This is a genomic window from Paraburkholderia phymatum STM815 (assembly GCF_000020045.1).
GTDB classification, from domain to species: Bacteria; Pseudomonadota; Gammaproteobacteria; order Burkholderiales; family Burkholderiaceae; genus Paraburkholderia; species Paraburkholderia phymatum.
In genome coordinates this window covers 1,074,138-1,094,114 of record NC_010622.1, presented here as the reverse complement: position 1 = coordinate 1,094,114, position 19,977 = coordinate 1,074,138, and the positions used below count along the sequence as shown (strand labels likewise).

Here is a 19,977-nt window from a genome sequence, read left to right as displayed (position 1 = left end):
ACATGAATCTCGTCATCCAAAGCGTCACCCCAATTGCCGCCGAACACCACAAGCCGCTGCTCGCGCTGTCGCGCGGGGAGACGCTCTCCGCCTTCGATCCGTGCGCCGTGCGCATCGACAATGCCGACGTCGGGCAGCGTGCCGACCTCGAGGTCTACTGCAGCGCGCATGCGCTCGACTATGCGTTCGTCGAAGCGGGCCGCCGTCTGACGGATTTCGGCCTCGTCGCGATGGACATGGATTCGACGCTGATCACGATCGAGTGCGTCGACGAAATCGCAGATTTTTGCGGGCTAAAAGCGGAAGTCGCCGCGATCACGGAAGCGTCGATGCGCGGCGAGATCAAGGACTTCAACGAGAGTCTCACGCGCCGCGTCGCGCTGCTGAAGGGCCTCGATGCGAGCGCGCTTGAAAAGGTCTATGAGGAGCGGCTGCAACTGTCGCCGGGCGCGGAACAGATGCTGGCGGGCGCGAAGGCTGCGGGTATGAAGACGCTGCTGGTGTCGGGTGGCTTCACCTTCTTCACCGAGAAACTGCAGACGCGTCTCGGCCTCGATTTCGCGCGCGCCAACACGCTCGAAATCGTCGACGGCAAGCTGACGGGGCGTGTGCTGGGCGAGATCGTCAACGCCGACGTGAAGGCCCGCACGCTGCGCGAAGCGTGCGACAAACTCGGCTTTGAACCCGCGCGCGCAATCGCGATGGGCGACGGCTCGAATGATCTGAAGATGATGGCGGCGGCGGGCCTGTCCGTCGCATTCCGCGCGAAGCCTGTGGTGCGCGAAGCGGCGAGCGTCGCGTTCAATCATGTCGGGCTCGACGGCTTGTTGCGGCTGTTCTGATCGCAGCTTGCTGCGACGGCACAGGTGAAAAAGCCCGCTCGATATCGAGCGGGCTTGTTGTTCGTGCTTCGATGAAGTGTGACGCGTTCAGCCCAGCGCGACGAGACAGCGCTCGATATCTTTGCGCAGATCCGCTTCGTCCTCAAGACCGACGTAGAAGCGCACCAGCGTGCCGCGATGCGGCCATTTCGATTCGGTGCGCATCGACGCGACGTTGTACGGCATCGCGAGACTTTGCGCGCCGCCCCAGCTCCAGCCCAGCGAGAACAGTTCCAGCGATTCGCAAAACGTGTCGATCTGCTCCGGCGTGTAACGCGCGTCGAACACGACCGAAAAGAGTCCGCCCGCGCCCGTGAAGTCGCGCTTGTAGAATGCGTGCCCCGGACAGTCCGGCAACGCCGGATGCAGCACGGTGGCGATTTCGGGCCGCGTTTTCAGCCAGGTGGCGAGTTCGAGTGCGCTTCTGTCGTGCTGCTCGAAGCGCACTTTCATCGACGGCAGGCTGCGCAGGATCAGCGAGCAATCGTCCGCCGACACGCCGATGCCCATGCGCATGCGCGCCAGCTTCAGCTTCAGATGCAGTTCGCGGTCCACGGTGATGGTCGCGCCCATCAGCACGTCGCTGCCGCCCGACTGATACTTCGTGAGCGCCTGCATCGAAATGTCGACGCCGTGATCGAACGGACGGAATGCGAGACCCGCCGACCACGTGTTGTCGATCGCCGTGACCACGCCGCGCGCACGGGCGACGGCCGTGATGGCGGGAATATCCGACACTTCCATCGTCACCGAGCCGGGCGCTTCGAGCCAGATCAGCTTCGTGTTCGGCTGGATCAGATCGGCGATGCCCGCGCCGATCATCGGATCGTAGTAGCGCGCGCTGATGCCGAAGTCTTTCGCGAGCCATTCCGCGTGATCGCGGTTCGGCGAGTAAACGTTGTCGGGAATCAGCACGTCGTCGCCCGATTTGACGAGGCCGAAGTAGACGTTCGAGATCGACGACAGGCCGGACGGCTGCAACAGCGCGTGATTGCCGCCTTCGAGCGCCGCGAGCCGCTGCGCGAGCGCGATCGACGTCGGCGTCGCGTGCAGGCCGTAGCGCCATTGCGCGTCGTTCTTCCAGTCGAGCGCACGCATGGTCGCGAGGTCGGGAAACACGACCGTCGACGCCCGCGCCACGGGCACAGAAAACGATTCCCAACCGGGTGTCATCTGATCGGTCGGCTGGACAATACGGGTCTGCAAGCCGTGCTTCGGAGTCTTTGGAGTCATGGTCAGATAAAGTTGGATTCGTCAGTGATAAGCGCGGCGCTTATTCGCCTATCGTCAGATTGCTCACACCATTGACGGGCTGCCCGCGAGACGGGGCGGGCTGCGGGGCCGGCTTCTGCGCCTGAACAGGCGCCGCTGCGCTCTGCGCTGCCGCCCCAGGCGCCTTGTGTCCCGCAGCGAGCGGCCGCAGCGAAAATTCGAGCGGCTCGGAGTCGTCGACGTTCATGCGCTCGCCTTCGAGCGAGCCGTCGGCAGCAAACTTGCCGACCCAGTTGCCCGTGATGTGCGTGCCGTCGTTCGACTCCTCGACTTCGAGCGTGTCGCCGTCGCGGTCGCCCGCGATCAGAATCACTTCGGCCGTATCGGCGTACTGATATTCGCCGTGGACCCCGCCCGCATCGTCGCGATCCGTCTTCGCGCCGAGGCGCAACACGATCTGCCGTTTGCCGAGCGTGCCCGCGTATTGCGGAAACTTCGCGAATTCGGGGCTGGGCTTCAGCGGCAACTGGATCGCGGGTGGCGCCGCCAGCTGTTTGACGGCATCGCTTTGCGCATGCGCCGCGCCTGGCAGCGCCGCTATGGCGATGCATGCCGCGGCCGCGATCCTTGCGAGCCGCAGCGCCCTGGATTTCGACCTTGTTTCCTGCATCCGTTGTTTCCTCGTTGTTTCCTCGTTGTTTCCTTTTAACCGGCTCAATCATGTTCGATGCCGCCTCGTGCGCACGGCGTCGCGAACCCCCTTCGACCGGTAAGTTCGTTCAGCAACGGGGCGGCGCGGCGGCCGCCCTGTCCCGGATGAGCGGATCAAATCCGCTCGAAGATCGCGGCGATGCCTTGCCCGCCGCCGATACACATCGTCACGAGCGCATAACGTCCGCCGATGCGCTGCAGCTCATACAACGCCTTCACGGTGATCAGCGCGCCCGTCGCGCCGATGGGGTGGCCGAGCGAAATGCCCGAGCCGTTCGGGTTCACCTTCGCGGGATCGAGGCCGAGTTCCTTGCTGACGGCGCAAGCCTGCGCGGCAAACGCTTCGTTCGCCTCGATCACGTCGAGATCCGCGACCGTCAGGCCAGCGCGTTCGAGCACCTTCTGCGTCGCGGGCACGGGGCCGATGCCCATGTAGTTCGGGTCGACGCCCGCATGCGCGTAAGCGACCAGCCTGCCGAGCGGCTTCATGCCGCGCTTTTCGGCGACGCTGCGCTCCATCAGCACGACGGCCGCCGCCGCGTCGTTGATGCCCGACGCGTTGCCCGCCGTCACCGTGCCGTTTTCCTTCGCGAACACGGGTTTCAGTTTCGAAAAATCGTCGGCGGTGGCGTTCAGGCGCACGTGCTCGTCCGTGTCGAACACGGTGTCGCCCTTCTTCGACGCAATCGTGATGGGCAGAATCTGTTCCTTGAAGTAGCCGGCTTCAATCGCCTTGGCCGCGCGATGGTGCGATTCGAGCGCGAGTGCGTCTTGCGCGTCGCGCGAGATGTCGTACTTCTTCGCGACGTTTTCGGCCGTCACGCCCATGTGGATCGTCTGAAACGGATCGTGCAGCGCGCCGAGCATCATGTCGACGATGCTCGCGTTGCCCATGCGCTGGCCGAAACGCGCCGACGGCATGATGTACGGCGCGCGGCTCATGCTTTCCGCGCCTGCGCCGATCGCGACGTCCGTATCGCCTAGCAGCACCGACTGCGCGGCCGACACGATTGCCTGCAGGCCCGAGCCGCACAGCCGGTTCACGGTCAGCGCGGGCGCGTGCTGCGACACGCCGCCATTGATGGCCGCGACGCGCGCGAGGTACATGTCCTTCGGTTCGGTGTGGATCACGCTGCCGAACACGACATGGCCGACTTCGTCGCCGGCGACGTTCGCCCGCGACAAGGCCTCGCGTACGACACGCGCACCGAGATCCGTCGGCGCGAAGTCTTTCAGGCTGCCGCCGAAGTCGCCGATGGCTGTGCGGACACCGCTCACTACCACTACTTCACGTTGCATCGCTTGCTCCTCTTCTTTGTCTCAGTTGGATATCGCGCGCGGCGTTGCCGCCGCGTGTGATCTTGCCTTTGCACTACCGGCGTTGCCGGATGTGCGCGCGGAAATCTGCGCGTCTGGCGCTATTGTGCCGCTACGGCGGCGACGAGGTGCGACCGGATGCGCCGCATGTGCTCAGACGCCGAGCAGTTTCTCGACGGTCGCCCGATCGGGAATCGGCGCGACTGCGCCAAAGCCTTGCGTCGACAGCGCGGCCGCGACGTTCGCATAACGCGCTGCCTGGAACGGATCGTCGCCCGCCACGATGCGCGCGATGAATGCACCGCCGAAACAGTCGCCCGCACCCGTCGCGTCGACGGCATTGACGACGTGGCCGGGCACGACGCGGCGCGCTTGCGGCGTCGCGATATATGAACCTTCCTTGCCGAGCTTCAGGGCGACCACACGCGGTCCTTGCGCCAGCAGGAAATCGACGATGCCGTCGCGCGCCGTGATGCCCGTCAGTTCCGTCACGTCGTCCCAACTGGGCAGACAGATGTCCGTGTGGCGGATCGCTTCGAGCATCACCGCACGCGCCCGGGCGAGCGGCCACAGCTTGAGACGCAGGTTCGTGTCGAAGCTCACCAGCACCTTGTTCGCACGCGCGTGTGCGATGGCGGCGAGCGCCGCGTCACACGCGTTCACGCCGATGGCGAGACTGATACCCGACAGATGGATGACCTTGGCGGCAGCGATCGCATCGAGCGGCAGATCACGCGGCGCGTAGCGGCTCGCGGCCGATCCCGCACGCAGATAGTCGAACTGATGGCCAGACGGACCGTGCGATACAAAATACACGCCCGTCGGCGCCTGATCGTCGACATGCACATACGACGTATCGACGTGCTCGTGCTGCCACAAGTCGAGCAGCAGACGGCCGAACTGGTCGTTGCCGACGGCGGACACGAAGCCCGCCGACACACCCTGCCGCGCAGCCGCGATGCAGAAATTCGACGTGTCGCCGCCGAAGCCTTGCAGATATGTCGGCTGATTTTTTTCCGACTGGTTGAATTCGACCATCGCCTCGCCGAGCGCGAGGATGGACGGCGTGCTGGCGGTCGCGTTCGACGTCATCGCGTCAGACCTCGCCCCACAGGTCGTGGCCGTCCGCGCCCGTGATTTTCACCGACACGAAATCGCCGACCTTGTAGCGCTTCGACGCCTTCGTCGCGGGCGCGATATAGACGACGCCGTCGATCTCGGGCGCATCCGCCGCCGTGCGGCCAATGCCGCCATCGGGATTGATTTCGTCGACGAGCACCTTCAGCGTCTTGCCGACCTTGCGCGCCATGCGCTTGGCCGACACCTGTTCCGCGACTTCCATGAAGCGCGCGCGGCGTGCTTCGCGCACTTCGTCGGGCAGCGCGCCGTCGAGTTCGTTGGCCGTCGCGCCTTCGACGGGCGAATACGCAAAGCACCCGACGCGATCCAGTTCCGCCTCGCGAATGAAGTCGAGCAGCGTTTCGAACTGCTCTTGCGTCTCACCGGGAAAGCCCGCGATGAACGTGCTGCGGATGGTCAGGTCCGGGCAGATCTCGCGCCATGCACGCACGCGTTCGAGCACCTTTTCGGCGTTCGCGGGGCGCTTCATGCGCTTGAGCACTTCGGGATGCGCGTGTTGGAACGGCACATCCAGATACGGCAGCACGTGGCCCTTGAAAGAACCTTCCGCCATCATCGGAATCACTTCGTCGACGCTCGGATACGGATACACATAATGCAGACGCACCCACGCGCCATACTGCGCGGCCAGTTCGCCGAGCGCGCCGACGAGGTCGGTCATGCGCGTCTTGATGGGTTTGCCGTTCCAGAAGCCCGTGCGGTATTTGACGTCGACGCCGTACGCGCTCGTGTCCTGCGAGATGACAAGCAGTTCCTTCACGCCCGACTTGAACAGGTTTTCCGCTTCCAGCATGACTTCGGCGACGGGACGCGACACAAGGTCGCCGCGCATCGACGGGATGATGCAGAACGTGCAGCGGTGATTGCAGCCTTCGGAGATCTTCAGATACGCATAGTGACGCGGCGTGAGCTTGACGCCCGCAGCGGGCACGAGGTCGACGAACGGATCGTGCGGCTTCGGCAGATGGCTGTGCACGGCCTGCATCACTTCGCCGACGGCATGCGGGCCCGTCACAGCGAGCACCTTCGGGTGCACTTCCTCGATCAGGTTCGAGCCGCTCGCGCTCTGCTTCGCGCCGAGGCAGCCGGTGACGATTACCTTGCCGTTTTCGTTCAGCGCTTCGCCGATCGCGTCGAGACTTTCCTGCACGGCTTCGTCGATGAATCCGCAGGTGTTCACGACGACGAGATCCGCGCCGTCATACGTGCCGGAGATTTCGTAACCCTCGGCACGCAGTTGGGTGATGATCTGTTCGGAATCGACAAGCGCTTTGGGGCATCCGAGTGAGACGAATCCGACCTTCGGAGTCAAAGCGGTCGGTGCGGAGGAGATCGAAGTCTGCGACATAGAGAATGGTCCGGCGAGAAGCGATGAGTGACGCGATGTGCGAGGGCTTGGGCATGCAACCCGAACGCCGGCATCTCGGCAAACGAGGCGCACCGAGCGGCGCCCCCGTAGTGAGGGCCGTGGGCGAAATGGGGCCGTGCGGATTGTGTGGGAATCGGCGGCCCCCCGCGCAAGCAACCTCATATTATACCGTGGCGGCGGGCGCCGAGGCGTCGCGAGGACGGCGGAGGCTGCTCGCGCGCTCCGGGCAGCTCAATGGCCGCAGGCGCCGCGCACGAATCGACGCCCATCCGCCGAAAAACGAAACATACACCGCGTACTGGTCTGCCCGGCTCGCCACCCAGGCAGACACAGATCAAAACGACCGACGGAATACACCGCCCTATTTCTTTTCCGGTTCCGGATTTCCCTGCGGCGCAGGCTGCGTAAACGGGAACGAGCTGAACATCGTCTTCGCCTGGTTCTGCATCTGCTCCTGCATCTGCACGAACATGTTCTTCGACTGCTCGATATAGCTCGTCATCATCCCCTGCATCATCGGGGCCTGCATGTTCATGAACTGCGACCAGACTTCCGGATTCATCGTCTTGCCTTCGTATAGGCCTTTCGACTGGTCCGCGAGCTTGTTCTGGATATCGATGAACGCCTGGATGTTCTTTTCCAGGTAGGTGCCCATCATGCCTTGCATCGCGTGCCCGTAGAAACGGATGATCTGCGACAGCATCAGCGACGAAAACATCGGCAGGCCGCCGCTCTCTTCTTCCAGAATGATCTGCAGCAGAATGCTGCGCGTCAGGTCTTCGTTGCTCTTGGCATCGATGACCTTGAAATCCTCCTGATCCAGCACGAGCTGCTTTACATCGGTCAACGTGATGTAAGTGCTGGTCTCTGTATCGTACAGTCGACGGTTCGGATATTTCTTAATGAGTCGTTCGGCTGTTTTCTTTGTAGTAGTGGTCATGTAACGCCTTTGAGCGCGAATGAAGCGCAGAAACGGCGTCCTGTCGCACGCACAGCTTGACGCTGCGCGTGCAAGACGCCGCCAGAAACATCTGAACCATGCAACGTCCTGCTTTGCCCATGCTGCGACAAGATAGGACGCTCACGGATCAGCCCATATGCAGGCCGCCGTTCAGAGAGAAGTCAGCCCCCGTCGAGAAGCCCGACTCGTCCGATGCCAGCCATGCGACGATCGACCCGATTTCATCCGGCGTGCCGAGACGGCGCACCGGAATCGTCGCGACGATTTTTTCCAGCACGTCGGCGCGAATCGATTTCACCATGTCCGTGCCGATGTAGCCCGGCGAAACGGTGTTGACCGTCACGCCCTTGGTGGCCACTTCCTGCGCGAGCGCCATCGTGAAACCGTGAATGCCCGCCTTCGCGGTCGAGTAGTTCGTTTGACCGAACTGACCTTTCTGGCCATTTACCGACGAAATGTTGATCACGCGGCCCCAGCCACGCTCGACCATGCCGTCGATCACCTGCTTCGTCACGTTGAAGAGGCTGGTCAGGTTCGTGTCGATCACGGCCGTCCAGTCTTCATGCGTCATCTTGCGGAACACGACGTCGCGCGTGATGCCCGCATTGTTCACCAGCACATCGATTTCGCCGACTTCTGCTTTCACCTTGTCGAACGCGGCCTTGGTCGACTCCCAGTCGCCCACGTTGCCTTCGGAAGCAACAAAGTCGAAGCCAAGCGCCTTCTGATCTTCGAGCCACTTCACGCGGCGCGGCGAGTTGGGGCCGCAGCCCGCGATCACCTTGAAGCCATCTTTATGCAGACGCTGGCAAATGCTCGTGCCGATGCCACCCATGCCGCCTGTTACGTACGCAATTCGTTGTGACATAAAACACACTCCATTATCGTTTTACGAGACGCCAGCCGCCTCGTGCTTCGCCTTCCAAGGTCCCGGATGCAGGCCGCTCGCTCGCTCACGCGACGCGCACCGGACCGCGTCACGCTGCCGATCGCCCTCGATGGGACACCAGCCGCGTGACGGCCTCCTCGTGAAACGTCCTCTTACGGACGCTCGACTGCGAGCGCCACGCCCATGCCGCCGCCGATGCACAGCGACGCCAGGCCCTTCTTCGCGTCGCGCTTCTGCATTTCGTGCAGCAGCGTGACGAGAATCCGGCAACCGGATGCGCCGATCGGGTGGCCGATCGCGATCGCGCCGCCGTTCACGTTGATCTTCGACTGATCCCAGCCCATCTGCTTGTGCACCGCCAACGCCTGCGCCGCGAATGCCTCGTTGATTTCCATCAGGTCGAGGTCGTTCACGCTCCAGCCTGCACGCTCCAGACAGCGGCGCGATGCCGGCACGGGTCCCATGCCCATCACTTTCGGATCGACGCCCGCGTTCGCGTAAGCCTTGATGCGCGCGAGCGGCGTGAGCCCCAGCGCCTCGGCCTTTTTCGCCGACATCACGACGACAGCCGCCGCGCCGTCGTTGATGCCCGACGCGTTGGCCGCCGTCACCGTACCTTCCTTCGAGAATGCCGGCTTCAGTCCAGCGAGCGCTTCGGCCGTGACGCCGTGGCGCACGAATTCGTCCGTCGCGAACGACAGCGGGTCGCCCTTCTTCTGCGGAATCTGGACCGGCACGATTTCATCATCGAAGCGCCCGGCCTTCTGTGCGGCTTCCGCCTTATTCTGCGAAAGCGCGGCGAACGCGTCCTGATCTTCGCGCGTGATGCCGTATTCCTTCGCGACGTTCTCGGCCGTCACGCCCATGTGGTACTGGTTGTACACGTCCCACAGGCCGTCGACGATCATCGTGTCGATCAGCTTCGCGTCGCCCATGCGGAAGCCGTCGCGCGAGCCCGGCAGCACGTGCGGCGCGGCGCTCATGTTTTCCTGGCCGCCCGCAACGACGATGTCCGCGTCGCCCGCGATGATCGCGTTGGCGGCGAGCATCACCGCCTTCAGGCCAGAGCCGCACACCTTGTTGATGGTCATACCCGGCACCGCCATCGGCAGACCGGCCTTGATCAGCGATTGACGCGCCGGGTTCTGGCCCGAGCCTGCCGCGAGCACCTGGCCCAGAATGACTTCGCTCACCTGCTCGGGCTTCAGGCCCGAGCGCTCCAGCACGGCACGGATCACCGTGGCGCCCAGTTCCGGCGCCGCAATCTTCGCCAGCGACCCACCGAATTTGCCGACAGCCGTACGGGCCGCCGATACGATCACTACGTCAGTCATTTGAGTTTCCTCCGGGGCTGCGGCGACATGCTCCACAGTAGCCCGTCAAGTTGTTGATCCGGTCAAGTCAGCTTTACTGCGATACAGCGTCTGTCTCACTCCATCCATCTTCACCCGGTGTTCGTTGGCGGCGGTTGCTCATTGCGCTTCACCGGCGACCACTCGCGAATCATCCAACCCGCCGCGCGACGCTTATTCGCGCTGTTGCACGTAACGGCCAGGCGCGGGCTCGATCACCGGGAACTCGGCCGAACCTGCTTTCGCTGCCGGCTTCACCTTCTTGCCGCCGTACTGTGCGAGCCACTTCGTCCACTCGGGCCACCAGCTGCCAGGCGTTTCCGTCGCGGTGTCGAACCAGTCGTCGGGATGCTCAGGCAGCGCCTTGTCGTCGCCTTCTACCGACCAGTAACTGCGCTTGTTCTTCGACGGCGGATTGATCACACCGGCAATATGACCCGACGCGCCCAACACGAACTTGCGCGGGCCCGTCAACAGCGGCACCGACGCATACGCCGATTGCCACGGCACGATGTGGTCTTCACGCGAACCGTAGATGAACGTCGGCACGTCGATGCGCGACAGATCCACCTTCTCGCCGCAAGTGGTCAGCGCGCCCGGCTGGCGCAACTTGTTGTCGAGGTAGGTGTTGCGCAGATACCAGACGTACATCGGACCGGGCAGGCTCGTCGAGTCGCTGTTCCAGTACAGCAGGTCGAACGGCATCGGCGTGCGGCCCTTTAGATAGTTGTCGACGACGTAGTTCCACACAAGGTCGTTCGGACGCAGGAACGAGAATGTGTTCGCGAACTCGATGCCGCGCATGAGCCCGGGAGGCGTACCGTTCTTGCCGCCGATGGTCTGCTCGCGCATCTGCACATGCGCTTCGTCGACGAAGATGTCGAGCACGCCTGTGTCGGCGAAGTCGAGCATCGCGGTGAGCAGCGTCATCGACGCAGCGGGATGCTCGCCGCGCGCCGCGGCGACGGACAGCGCCGTTGCGAGCAGCGTGCCACCGATGCAGAAGCCCAGCGTATTGATCTGCTCGCGTCCGCTGATCTGACGCGTGGTGTCGATGGCAGCCAGCACGCCGTCGGCGATGTAATCGTCCCATGTTTTGTGGGCGATCGACTGGTCTGCGTTGCGCCACGAAATCAGAAACACCTGATGCCCCGAGTCGAGCGCATGTGCAACCAGCGAGTTCTCGGGCTGAAGATCCAGGATGTAATACTTGTTGATGCAAGGCGGCACGATCAGCAGCGGACGTTCGTGCACGGTCGCCGTGCGCGGCGTGTACTGGATCAGCTGCATCAGCTCGTTCTCGAATACGACGGAACCTTCCGTCATCGCGAGATTCTTGCCGACGCCGAAGCGCGACTCGTCCGTCTGCGAAATCTTGCCGCGCTGCATGTCGCTGAGCAGGTTCATCACGCCCTGCCGCAGGCTTTCGCCATTGCTTTCGAGCAGCGTCTTCTGCGCCTCGGGATTCAGCGCAAAGAAGTTGCTTGGCGACGCGGCCGCCGTCCACTGCTGCACGGCGAAACGGATGCGCTCGCGCGTCTTCTGGTCTGTTTCGATCGCATCGACCAGTTCCTGCAGATAACGCGCATTCAGCAGGTACCACGCAGCCGTGTGGGTGTAGATGGGCGTCGTCTTCCAGGCTTCGGAACTGAAGCGCCGGTCCTTGAGCTCGATGCCCGATGCCGTGGCCTGTGCTGCCTGTTGCAGCAACTGCATTGCTTCACGCGAATAGTCGGACTGCAACTGCTGAAGACGATTCGGCGGAATCGATGCGCTTGGCATCTTCAACCCGGCGATCTGCTGCGTGAACTGTTGTGCGAACTGCGGATTGAATGCCGGTCCGAACAAGGCGTTGAACGGCTGGCCCGCGGCCTCACCATTCGGTTGGCCAGGCGTTTGCGCAAACTGTTTGGCTATTTGCTCGAACAAGGGATTGGAAAACGGTAGCGAACCCGCCTGCGCCGTCGCCGCTTTCGCGAAGTCGGGCATGGACGGAACGCTAAAAGGATTGCCGTTTGCTGCAGCCTGGGCGCCCAGCGAACGCCATGCGTTCATCCAGGCGTCGAACCATTGGTGCACCCCTGCCGCATTCGCTTGCTGCTGCGTGCGGTCCGACGAGGTGTCCGTGCGAGAAGAAGTCGAGGAAGTGTGAGATGCAGCCATGCCTGCTTTTGACCGAAAAGTCCTCGCGGACGGGTTGAGAGGCAGGTACTTGCGCGGGAACAGCACTGCATCGCGACCGCGTTACGTCCTTGCCCAGTGGAGAACATTCTTGCGCCCCATCGCAAGGCATGTCAATGCTTGCTCCCGATTTTGCCGCAGTGCGATATTTTTTTCATTATCGTTTTCCCGATGTATTTCAACGCGATCTCACATCGGTAGAACGATCGTGCTGTGCAGTGCAAAAGGAGCCCGCCGGGACGGGCTTGTCTGACCTGTCAGCCATGCCTGGAAGGCTTATCCACCGCACAACCGCATCGTTCTTCTCGTGTTCGCGCAGTGCAACACAAGCACACATGCGAAACAAACATACGTCATGTTGCGTACAGCCAATTTGCCTTTGCGCAATGGCACTTAGGTCGTTCGCGATCGATGGGTCACGGGCCCGCGAGCCAGATCAGCGCGGCCATTCTGCCCGTCTCCCTATCGCGCCGATACGAGTAGAAACGTTCGCGTTCGGTGAACGTGCAATGATCGCCGCCCACTACATTCGTGATGCCGATCTGCGCAAGACGAAAACGTGCGAGGCGCGGCAGATCGGCGAGGTATTTGCCCGCATTCAGAGGATGGTCGGCGAAGGCTGCGGCGATGTCGTCGCGTTGTGCGCCGCCGACAGCATTCATGAAGGCGTCACGCACGTCTGGTCCCACCTCGAAGGCTTGTGGACCGATGCATGGGCCGAGATACGCATGCAATGCCGACATGTCAGTACCCGCAAGCGACGCGACGCGCTGCGCGGTCTGTTCGACGACGCCCGACGCAAGTCCGCGCCATCCGGCATGTGCGGCACCCACTGCGCGGCCTTCGCGGTCGCACAGGAGCACGGGCATGCAGTCGGCGATCATCACGACGCACACCGTGCCCGGACGGTCGGTCACGCTCGCATCGGCTTGCACGAGCAGCTCGCCGCGCTGCGCGGCGGCCAGCACGTCGTCGGCCTTCACGACGGTCGCGCCATGTACCTGCGACAGCCATGCGGCTTCGTCGCGTCCCGTCAGCTTCATCAGCCGCATGCGGTTCGCTTCCACGTGCGCGAGATCGTCGCCCGACTTACGGCCGAGATTCAGCCCGCCGGGAGCGTCCACGCCGTCGCGCCACGTGCCGAACGGCGGCAGGCTCACGCCGCCGTTACGCGTCGTGACAAGCGCCTGCACGCGCGGCGACACGCGCCACGCGGGGCGCAGCACATCGTTGAGGGTCAACTCAGGCAGCGTCATGCGCGACTGTCCTTGTCATCTGCGTCTTCGGAGAGATCGTCGTCTTCGTCGTAGCCTTCTTCGAGGGAAGCATCGTCGTCGTAGTCGTCTTCGTAATCGTCGTAGTCTGCCGCGTACTCGTCCTCGTGCTGGCGGCCGAGCCCCAATGCTTCGGACAATTCAGCGATATCGCCCGGCACGTCGGCGCGCCATTGCATCGTGCGCCCCGTCTTCGGATGAACCAGCGCGAGGCGCCATGCATGCAGCGCCTGACGCGCAAAGCCCCCCGGCAACGGCGTAACGGAACGCTTGCCGCGCGCGCGTCCGTAGACGGGGTCGCCCAGCAGCGGATGACCGATATGCGCGCAATGCACGCGGATCTGATGCGTACGGCCCGTTTCCAGGTCACAGTGAATGGCCGACACCGGCTGCCGCTCCCACACCGTCGAATCGATGCGCCGGAAGTGCGTGCGCGCGGGCTTGCCCGCTGCGCCCGTGACGACGGCCATGCGCGTGCGTTCTCGCGGATCGCGGCCGATGGGCGCGTCGATCGTGCCGTCATCCGGCATGTTGCCCCACACCAGCGCGAGATAGCGGCGCTTCACGGTGCGCGCCTGCAGCTGGCGCACGAGATCGGTCTGCGCTTCGAGTGTGCGCGCCACCACCATCAGGCCCGACGTCTCCTTGTCCAGCCGATGCACGATGCCCGCGCGCGGCAGTCCTGCCGCCGCGTCGCCATAGCGATGCAGCAGACCGTTGAGCACCGTGCCGCTCCAGTTCCCTGCCGCGGGATGCACGACGAGGCCAGCCGGCTTATTGATCACGACGAGCGTGTCGTCTTCGTAGACGACATCCAGCGGGACGGGCTCGGCCGTGAACGCGAGCTGCTCCGGCAGCAGATCGGGCACGAGTTCGATCGATGCGCCGAGCGGCACCGGCTGGCGGATCTTCGCCGGCTGTCCGTCGACGTGCACGCGCTGCGCTTCGATCCAGCTTTGCAGCCGGCTGCGTGAAAACTCCGGAAAGACCTTGGCCAACACCTTGTCGAGACGTTCGCCGGCGAGCCCGGGCGGCACCGTGACCACACGCGGCGCTTCGTCATCGCGCGGCGCCCCGCCTTGCGCGGCGGCCGATCCAGGGGCTCCGGCAAGGGCGTCGTCGACGAGATCGTCGTCGACGCTGTCGGCCCCCGCCGCTGCGGCGGCGTCACCTGCCGATGCGTCGGCCGGGTCGGCGCTTGGGCTATAATCTTTGTTGCTCTTCCGCGCGCCCTGGTCGGGATGCTGAGCTGCAGACTGAGCGGGACGCGGAGTATTGGAACGGGTCATCGAGACTGGGTCACCTGGACGTAAAAGCTAGACTGGAAAATGCGAGCCTTGAACATCATTACTCAAACTGTTCGAAAGACGGTGGCCCACAAGCTGGCCAGGAAAGCGGCCCTCTATGGCGCCAGCGTGGCAGCCGCCACGTTGGTGGCGGCCTGTCATGGCCTGCCGGAAAAAACGGACGAAACGGCCACCTGGACCAACAATAAATTATATACGGAGGCGCAAGACGCCTTGAGCGGCGGGGACTTCGGCAAGTGCGCGAAATACTTCGAAGCGCTCGAGGGCCGCGACCCGTTCGGCCACTTCGCGCAGCAGGCGCAGATCAACGTTGCGTACTGCAACTGGAAGGACAGCGAAACGGACGCCGCCGACCAGGCCGTCAACCGCTTCATCCAGCTGCACCCGGACCACCCGGACATCCCCTACGCGTACTACCTGAAGGGCATGATCCACTTCAACGATGACCTGGGGCTGTTCGGCCGCTTCTCGGGCCAGGACATGAGCGAGCGCGACCCGAAGTCGCTGCGCGAGTCGTATGACGCATTCAAGGTCGTGGTCGACAAGTATCCGCAGAGCAAGTACGCGCCGGACGCCGCGCAGCGCATGCGCTACATCGTGAACGCGCTCGCGTCGCATGAAGTGCACGCCGCGGATTACTACTATCGTCGCGGCGCCTATGTGGCGGCCATCAACCGCGCCCAGCTTGCGATCAAGGAATACAAGAACGCGCCCGCCATCGAAGACGCGCTGCACATCATGATGCTGTCGTATCAGAAGCTGGACCAGCCGCAACTGGCCGAAGACACGAAGCGCGTGCTCGCCGGCACCTTCCCGGACAGCCCGTACATCACGGGCCGTTCGCGACCGGGCAAGGAAAAGTCATGGTGGCAGTTCTGATCGGCTGATCGCTCTTCATCAAAGAACAACGCCACGGTGCCGACCGTGGCGTTGTTCTTTGCGGCGCCCGCTTGACGCTGTGCGAACGCCTTCAAGTACAGGCCTTGCGCCTCAGTCCCGTTCGAACAGTGCGATGGATTCGACGTGCGACGTGTGCGGGAACATGTTCACCACACCCGCGCCCTTCAAGCGATAACCGGCCTCGTGCACCAGCAGCCCCGCGTCGCGCGCGAGCGTCGCGGGATTGCACGACACGTAGACGATGCGTGTCGGCAGCCGCCCTTCGCCGCTCTGTGCGATGTCGGCGAGCGCCTTCGACACGGCGAGCGCGCCTTCGCGCGGCGGATCGATCAGATACTTGTCGAAGTGGCCTAGCGCGCGGATGTCGTCGGCCGTGACTTCGAACAGGTTGCGGCACGCAAACGACGTGTGGCTGTCTACGCCGTTTTCCTTCGCGTTGTCGAGTGCGCGCGAGGTCAGCACCTCGCTGCCTTCGATGCCCACCACTTCGCGGGAAATCCGCGCGAGCGGCAGCGTGAAGTTGCCGATACCGCAGAACAGATCGAGCACACGGTCGGTCTTCGCAGGCGCGAGCAGACGCAGCGCCCGGCCGACCAGCACGCGGTTGATCTGGTGATTGACCTGCGTGAAATCCGTCGGGCGGAACGGCATGCGGATGCCGAACTCGGGTAGCGTGTAATCGAGCTGGCGATCGAGCGGATAGAACGGATAGACGGAATCCGGGCCCTTCGGCTGCAGCCAGAACTGGACGTTGTGCAGATCCGCAAAGTCGCGCAGCAGCTGTTCGTCGGCGGCGTTGATCGGCTCGAGGATGCGCAGCACGAGCGCCGTCACCGATGCACCGACCGCGAGTTCGATCTGCGGCATGCGATCGCGAATCGACAGCGCTTCGACCATGTGGCGCAGCGGCACGAGCATGTCGGAAACATGCGGCGGCAGCACTTCGCAACTCGTCATGTCGGCGACGTAACTGCTCTTGCGCTCGTGAAAACCGACCAGCACGCCGCCCTTTTTCGCGACATGGCGCACCGTCAGGCGCGCGCGATAGCGATAGCCCCAGGACGGACCGTGGATCGGCCGGAACACGGTTTCCGGACGCAGCCTGGCCAGGTGCATCAGATTGTCTTCGAGCACGCGACCCTTGACAGCGATTTGTGCACGCACGTCGAGATGCTGCATCGAACAGCCCCCGCAGGTGCCAAAAAACTTGCACTGCGGGCGGGTACGGATCACGCTCTCTTTAAGAATATCGACGACCTGCGCCTGTTCGAAACTGGGCTTCTTGCGGTAGCTCGAGTACGTGACGCGTTCGCCGGGCAGCGCGCCTTCGACAAAGATGACCTTGCCGGGCGAGCCGTCTTCCGTGACGGTGCGGCCGACGCCGCGCGCTTCCATGTCGAGCGACTCGATGTCGAGTTCGGGCGCCTTGAACGGGCCGGCGGCGTCTTCGCGCGCCTGCTTGCCTTTTCTGGGCGAGCGGGTTTTACCAATGTGGGGGACAGTTTCGGACACCAGCGACTTCCTGACAGACTGTGTAAAAGTGGGACCAAGCACGAGATTGTAGACGAACGACACACACCGACGGAGATTTGACGATGCGACTGATCAGCTGGAATGTCCAGTGGGGACGCAGTGCGCACGGCGACGTGAGCCTGTCGCGCACGATCGACGAAGCGCGGCGGCTCGCCGATTTCGACGTGCTGTGCATGCAGGAAGTCACGCGCGGTTTTTCGGTGCTGGCGGGTCATCCGGGTGACGACCAGTTCGCCGAACTGGCCGATCTGCTGCCCGGCTACACGGTGCTGGGCGCGATCGGCGCGGATCTCGCACCGCTCAAGCTCGACGCGCCCGCCGCGCCGCGCCGTCAGTTCGGCAATGCGCTAGTGACACGCTTGCCCGTCGAGCGCGTGATTCGTCACTCGCTGCCGTGGCCCGCCGACCCGGACGCGCCGTCGATGCAGCGTGTCGCGCTGGAGGCCGTGCTGCAGGCGCCCGGCGGCGCTGTCAGGGTGATCGTGACGCATCTCGAGTTTTATTCGCTGAAGCAGCGGCTAGCCCAGGTCGAACGGCTGCGCGAGATGCAGCAGGAAGCGGCCGCTCATGCTGCGAATCCTGCGCCCGCCGAGAATGCGATCGGGCCTTTTGCCGATACGGCGCGCCCAGTCAGCGCGATCGTGTGCGGCGATTTCAATAGCGCTTACGGCAGCGACGCGTATCGGCGGATGCTGGAGCCGCTTGCTGGCAGCCCCTCGTTCCTCGACGCGTGGACGGTTTTGCATCCGGGGCAGACGCCGCCCATGACGGCGGGTATCTATGACAAGGCGCAGTGGTCCGACGGGCCGCTGACGTGCGATTTTGTGTTCGTTACCGAGGATTTACAGGCAAGGCTGCAGAGTTGCGAGATCGATGGAGGGACGCGGGCTTCGGATCATCAGCCTGTCATCGTCGAGATCGGTTGATGTTTTTTGTCTGCGACCCTTTTGCAGTGCGCTTGCCGATTCACTGGCATCCGCGTTGTGCCACTGGTTTGCTGGCGTTGCCCCATGCGGGGCCACGCATGAAGCAGGAAGGCAAATCGCGGATGCCTTCAAGAAAGCTCAGTTATCGAACGCAGACAGATACTCACCCCAATGAGGCGCTGCTTCCTGCGCCAAGGCGTTCTTCACCAGCGCGATCTCATCCGCGTACTCTTCCGGCGAGAACCCGCCCCTCATCAACTGAAACCTGCAATACAGCAGGTAGGTATTGACGACATCCGTCTCGCAGTAGTTGCGAATCTCGTCGATACGGCCGGCCTGAAACGCATGCCAGACCTGCCCGCCATCCATCCCGAGCTTGCCCGGGAAACCACATAGCCTGGCAAGCGCATCGAGCGGTGCATTCGCCCGCGCCTGATACATCGCGAGCACATCCATCAAGTCCGTATGACGCGAGTGATACCTGCTGATGTAGTTATTCCACTTGAAGTCGCGATCGTCCTCGCCGAGATCCCAGTATCGGTTCGCGCGAATGCCGTTGACGAGCGCACGGTAATGCAGCACGGGCAGATCGAAACCGCCGCCGTTCCACGACACCAGCTGCGGCGTGTACTTCTCGATAGTCCGGTAAAACGACTGCACGAGCGCAGCCTCGCCGTCACTGGGCGTGCCGAGCGATCGCACACGAAAGCCGTTGTTGTCGCGGAACACACAGGAAATCGCCGCGACGCGCTGCAAGTGATGCGGCAGAAAATCGCTGCCCGTCTTCTCGCGCCGAGCCGCGAACGCGTGCTCGGCCACTTCTTCGTCGGACATCGCTGCGGGAAGACTTTCAAGCCGGCGAATGCCAGCGACATCGGGAATCGTCTCGATGTCGAAAACCAGAATGGGTGTCATCAGTTTCTAGAGAACGGCGTCCTTGCGTACGCCATTGGAAGCAAAGAAGCGCTTCAATCGCACCAGCGCCTCTTGCTGGATCTGGCGCACACGCTCACGCGTGAGGCCCATTTCGTCGGCGAGTTCTTCGAGCGTGGCCGGTTCGATGTGATTCAGGCCAAAGCGGCGCTCGATCACATGCCGGTGCTTGTCTGACAGCCGGGCGAGCCACGCGCGCGTCAGCGTCTCGAGCTCGCGATGCTGGACCTCGGCATCGGGCGACTGGCTCTGATCGTCAGACAGCAGGTCGAGCAGACTGCTGGCGGGATCGAGATCGAGCGGCGCGTCGAGCGACGCCGTGTGCTCGTTCAGCGCGAGGATATCGGTGACTTCATCCGTCGTCTTGCCTGTCAGGTACGCGATGTCGTCGATACTCGCGTCGCGGCGCTCGGCCGCCTCGCCCGAATTCATCGAGTTCTTCTCGAGGTGGCGCTTTGCGCGCAGCACCTGGTTCAGCTCGCGAATCACGTGCACGGGCAGACGCACGGTGCGCGCCTGGTTCATGATCGCGCGCTCGATGCTCTGGCGTATCCACCATGTCGCATAAGTCGAGAAGCGGAAGCCGCGCGTCGGATCGAACTTTTCGATGGCGTGCATCAGCCCGAGGTTGCCCTCTTCGATCAGATCGAGCAGCGGCACGCCGCGGTTCAGATAGCCTTTCGCGATGCTGACCACGAGCCGCAGGTTCCGCTCGATCATCACCTGGCGCGCTTCGAACTCGCCCGCCTTCGCGAGACGCGAATAGCGCTGCTCTTCCTCGACGGTGAGCAGCGGCTTCACACTGATCCGGTTCAGGTAGTGCTGGATCGTGTCGGCCGTGAGTTCGGCCTGCAGCAGCGCGCGGAAATCGTCGGCGTCGGGCGCGGAATCGTTTGCGCCTTCACGCGAATCCGGTTCCTCGTCGCCGCGCGAGCCGCGCTCGTCGGCGTCGTTGCTGTTGTCGAGTTCGTCGACATTGTCGTCGTCGGCGTCGGAAGCGCCGGCGTCGTCCACCGAAACAGGCGTGGCACGGCTGAGGGACTCAGTCTCTGCTTGCGATGGGCGGCGCTTCGATTTCGGCATGGTCGTAT

At 63.4% G+C, this 19,977-nt stretch carries 17 protein-coding genes; 3 read left to right on the top strand and 14 right to left on the bottom strand.

Translation table 11 applies throughout. The features are described 5' to 3' along the window. Positions 1 to 2: 2 nt before the first annotated feature. Positions 3 to 842 (top strand): phosphoserine phosphatase SerB, encoded by an 840-nt coding sequence (gene serB / locus BPHY_RS04955; RefSeq protein WP_012400384.1) that lies wholly within the window; start codon positions 3 to 5, stop codon positions 840 to 842. Between the two features lie 87 nt (positions 843 to 929). Here the strand turns inward: serB and BPHY_RS04950 are convergent, their stop codons facing one another. From BPHY_RS04950 to BPHY_RS04900, 11 genes are all read right to left on the bottom strand, one after another. After that, a complete protein-coding gene (locus BPHY_RS04950; RefSeq protein ID WP_012400383.1) occupies positions 930 to 2,114 on the bottom strand; it encodes a cystathionine beta-lyase in 1,185 nt (394 codons plus the stop codon). Between the two features lie 40 nt (positions 2,115 to 2,154). Then, positions 2,155 to 2,763 carry a hypothetical protein gene (locus tag BPHY_RS04945; protein WP_012400382.1) on the bottom strand — a complete coding sequence of 203 codons (609 nt, stop codon included), beginning with the start codon at positions 2,761 to 2,763 and terminating at the stop codon, positions 2,155 to 2,157. Between the two features lie 155 nt (positions 2,764 to 2,918). Then, complete coding sequence (gene bktB, locus BPHY_RS04940) at positions 2,919 to 4,103, bottom strand: beta-ketothiolase BktB (RefSeq protein ID WP_012400381.1); 1,185 nt, start codon at positions 4,101 to 4,103, stop codon at positions 2,919 to 2,921. A 171-nt stretch (positions 4,104 to 4,274) separates the two neighbouring features. Then, the gene (locus tag BPHY_RS04935; protein ID WP_012400380.1) at positions 4,275 to 5,213 is read right to left on the bottom strand and encodes a sugar kinase; all 939 of its coding nucleotides are present in this window, start codon (positions 5,211 to 5,213) and stop codon (positions 4,275 to 4,277) included. 4 nt (positions 5,214 to 5,217) lie between these two features. Then, the gene (gene rimO / locus BPHY_RS04930; protein ID WP_012400379.1) at positions 5,218 to 6,609 is read right to left on the bottom strand and encodes a 30S ribosomal protein S12 methylthiotransferase RimO; all 1,392 of its coding nucleotides are present in this window, start codon (positions 6,607 to 6,609) and stop codon (positions 5,218 to 5,220) included. A gap of 382 nt (positions 6,610 to 6,991) precedes the next feature. Beyond that, positions 6,992 to 7,570, bottom strand: coding sequence for a polyhydroxyalkanoate synthesis repressor PhaR (phaR, locus tag BPHY_RS04925; RefSeq protein WP_012400378.1), 579 nt, complete (start codon positions 7,568 to 7,570; stop codon positions 6,992 to 6,994). Positions 7,571 to 7,718: 148 nt separating this feature from the next. Then, positions 7,719 to 8,459, bottom strand: a complete 741-nt coding sequence (locus tag BPHY_RS04920; RefSeq protein WP_012400377.1) for a 3-ketoacyl-ACP reductase — start codon at positions 8,457 to 8,459, stop codon at positions 7,719 to 7,721. Between the two features lie 173 nt (positions 8,460 to 8,632). Next, on the bottom strand, positions 8,633 to 9,814 hold the full coding sequence (locus tag BPHY_RS04915; RefSeq protein ID WP_012400376.1) for an acetyl-CoA C-acetyltransferase: 1,182 nt from the start codon (positions 9,812 to 9,814) through the stop codon (positions 8,633 to 8,635). Positions 9,815 to 10,006: 192 nt separating this feature from the next. Then, positions 10,007 to 11,995 carry a class I poly(R)-hydroxyalkanoic acid synthase gene (phaC, locus tag BPHY_RS04910; protein ID WP_012400375.1) on the bottom strand — a complete coding sequence of 663 codons (1,989 nt, stop codon included), beginning with the start codon at positions 11,993 to 11,995 and terminating at the stop codon, positions 10,007 to 10,009. A gap of 434 nt (positions 11,996 to 12,429) precedes the next feature. After that, positions 12,430 to 13,269: a peptidoglycan editing factor PgeF gene (gene pgeF / locus BPHY_RS04905; protein WP_012400374.1), complete on the bottom strand. Its 840-nt coding sequence runs from the start codon at positions 13,267 to 13,269 to the stop codon at positions 12,430 to 12,432. Beyond that, positions 13,266 to 14,576 (bottom strand): RluA family pseudouridine synthase, encoded by a 1,311-nt coding sequence (locus BPHY_RS04900; protein ID WP_012400373.1) that lies wholly within the window; start codon positions 14,574 to 14,576, stop codon positions 13,266 to 13,268. Before BPHY_RS04900 ends, pgeF begins: the two co-directional genes overlap by 4 nt. A gap of 39 nt (positions 14,577 to 14,615) precedes the next feature. Between BPHY_RS04900 and BPHY_RS04895 the strand changes: the two genes are divergently transcribed. Then, positions 14,616 to 15,473 carry an outer membrane protein assembly factor BamD gene (locus tag BPHY_RS04895; RefSeq protein ID WP_012400372.1) on the top strand — a complete coding sequence of 286 codons (858 nt, stop codon included), beginning with the start codon at positions 14,616 to 14,618 and terminating at the stop codon, positions 15,471 to 15,473. A 111-nt stretch (positions 15,474 to 15,584) separates the two neighbouring features. Here BPHY_RS04895 and rlmD read toward each other — a convergent pair whose 3' ends face one another. Next, the gene (gene rlmD / locus BPHY_RS04890; protein WP_012400371.1) at positions 15,585 to 17,006 is read right to left on the bottom strand and encodes a 23S rRNA (uracil(1939)-C(5))-methyltransferase RlmD; all 1,422 of its coding nucleotides are present in this window, start codon (positions 17,004 to 17,006) and stop codon (positions 15,585 to 15,587) included. An 83-nt stretch (positions 17,007 to 17,089) separates the two neighbouring features. Between rlmD and BPHY_RS04885 the strand changes: the two genes are divergently transcribed. Then, complete coding sequence (locus tag BPHY_RS04885; protein ID WP_012400370.1) at positions 17,090 to 17,953, top strand: endonuclease/exonuclease/phosphatase family protein; 864 nt, start codon at positions 17,090 to 17,092, stop codon at positions 17,951 to 17,953. A 138-nt stretch (positions 17,954 to 18,091) separates the two neighbouring features. Here the strand turns inward: BPHY_RS04885 and BPHY_RS04880 are convergent, their stop codons facing one another. Both BPHY_RS04880 and rpoS read right to left on the bottom strand, forming a co-directional pair. Next, positions 18,092 to 18,868 (bottom strand): 3'-5' exonuclease, encoded by a 777-nt coding sequence (locus tag BPHY_RS04880; protein ID WP_012400369.1) that lies wholly within the window; start codon positions 18,866 to 18,868, stop codon positions 18,092 to 18,094. Positions 18,869 to 18,874: 6 nt separating this feature from the next. Further along, positions 18,875 to 19,969, bottom strand: a complete 1,095-nt coding sequence (gene rpoS / locus BPHY_RS04875) for an RNA polymerase sigma factor RpoS (RefSeq protein WP_012400368.1) — start codon at positions 19,967 to 19,969, stop codon at positions 18,875 to 18,877. Positions 19,970 to 19,977: the final 8 nt, after the last annotated feature.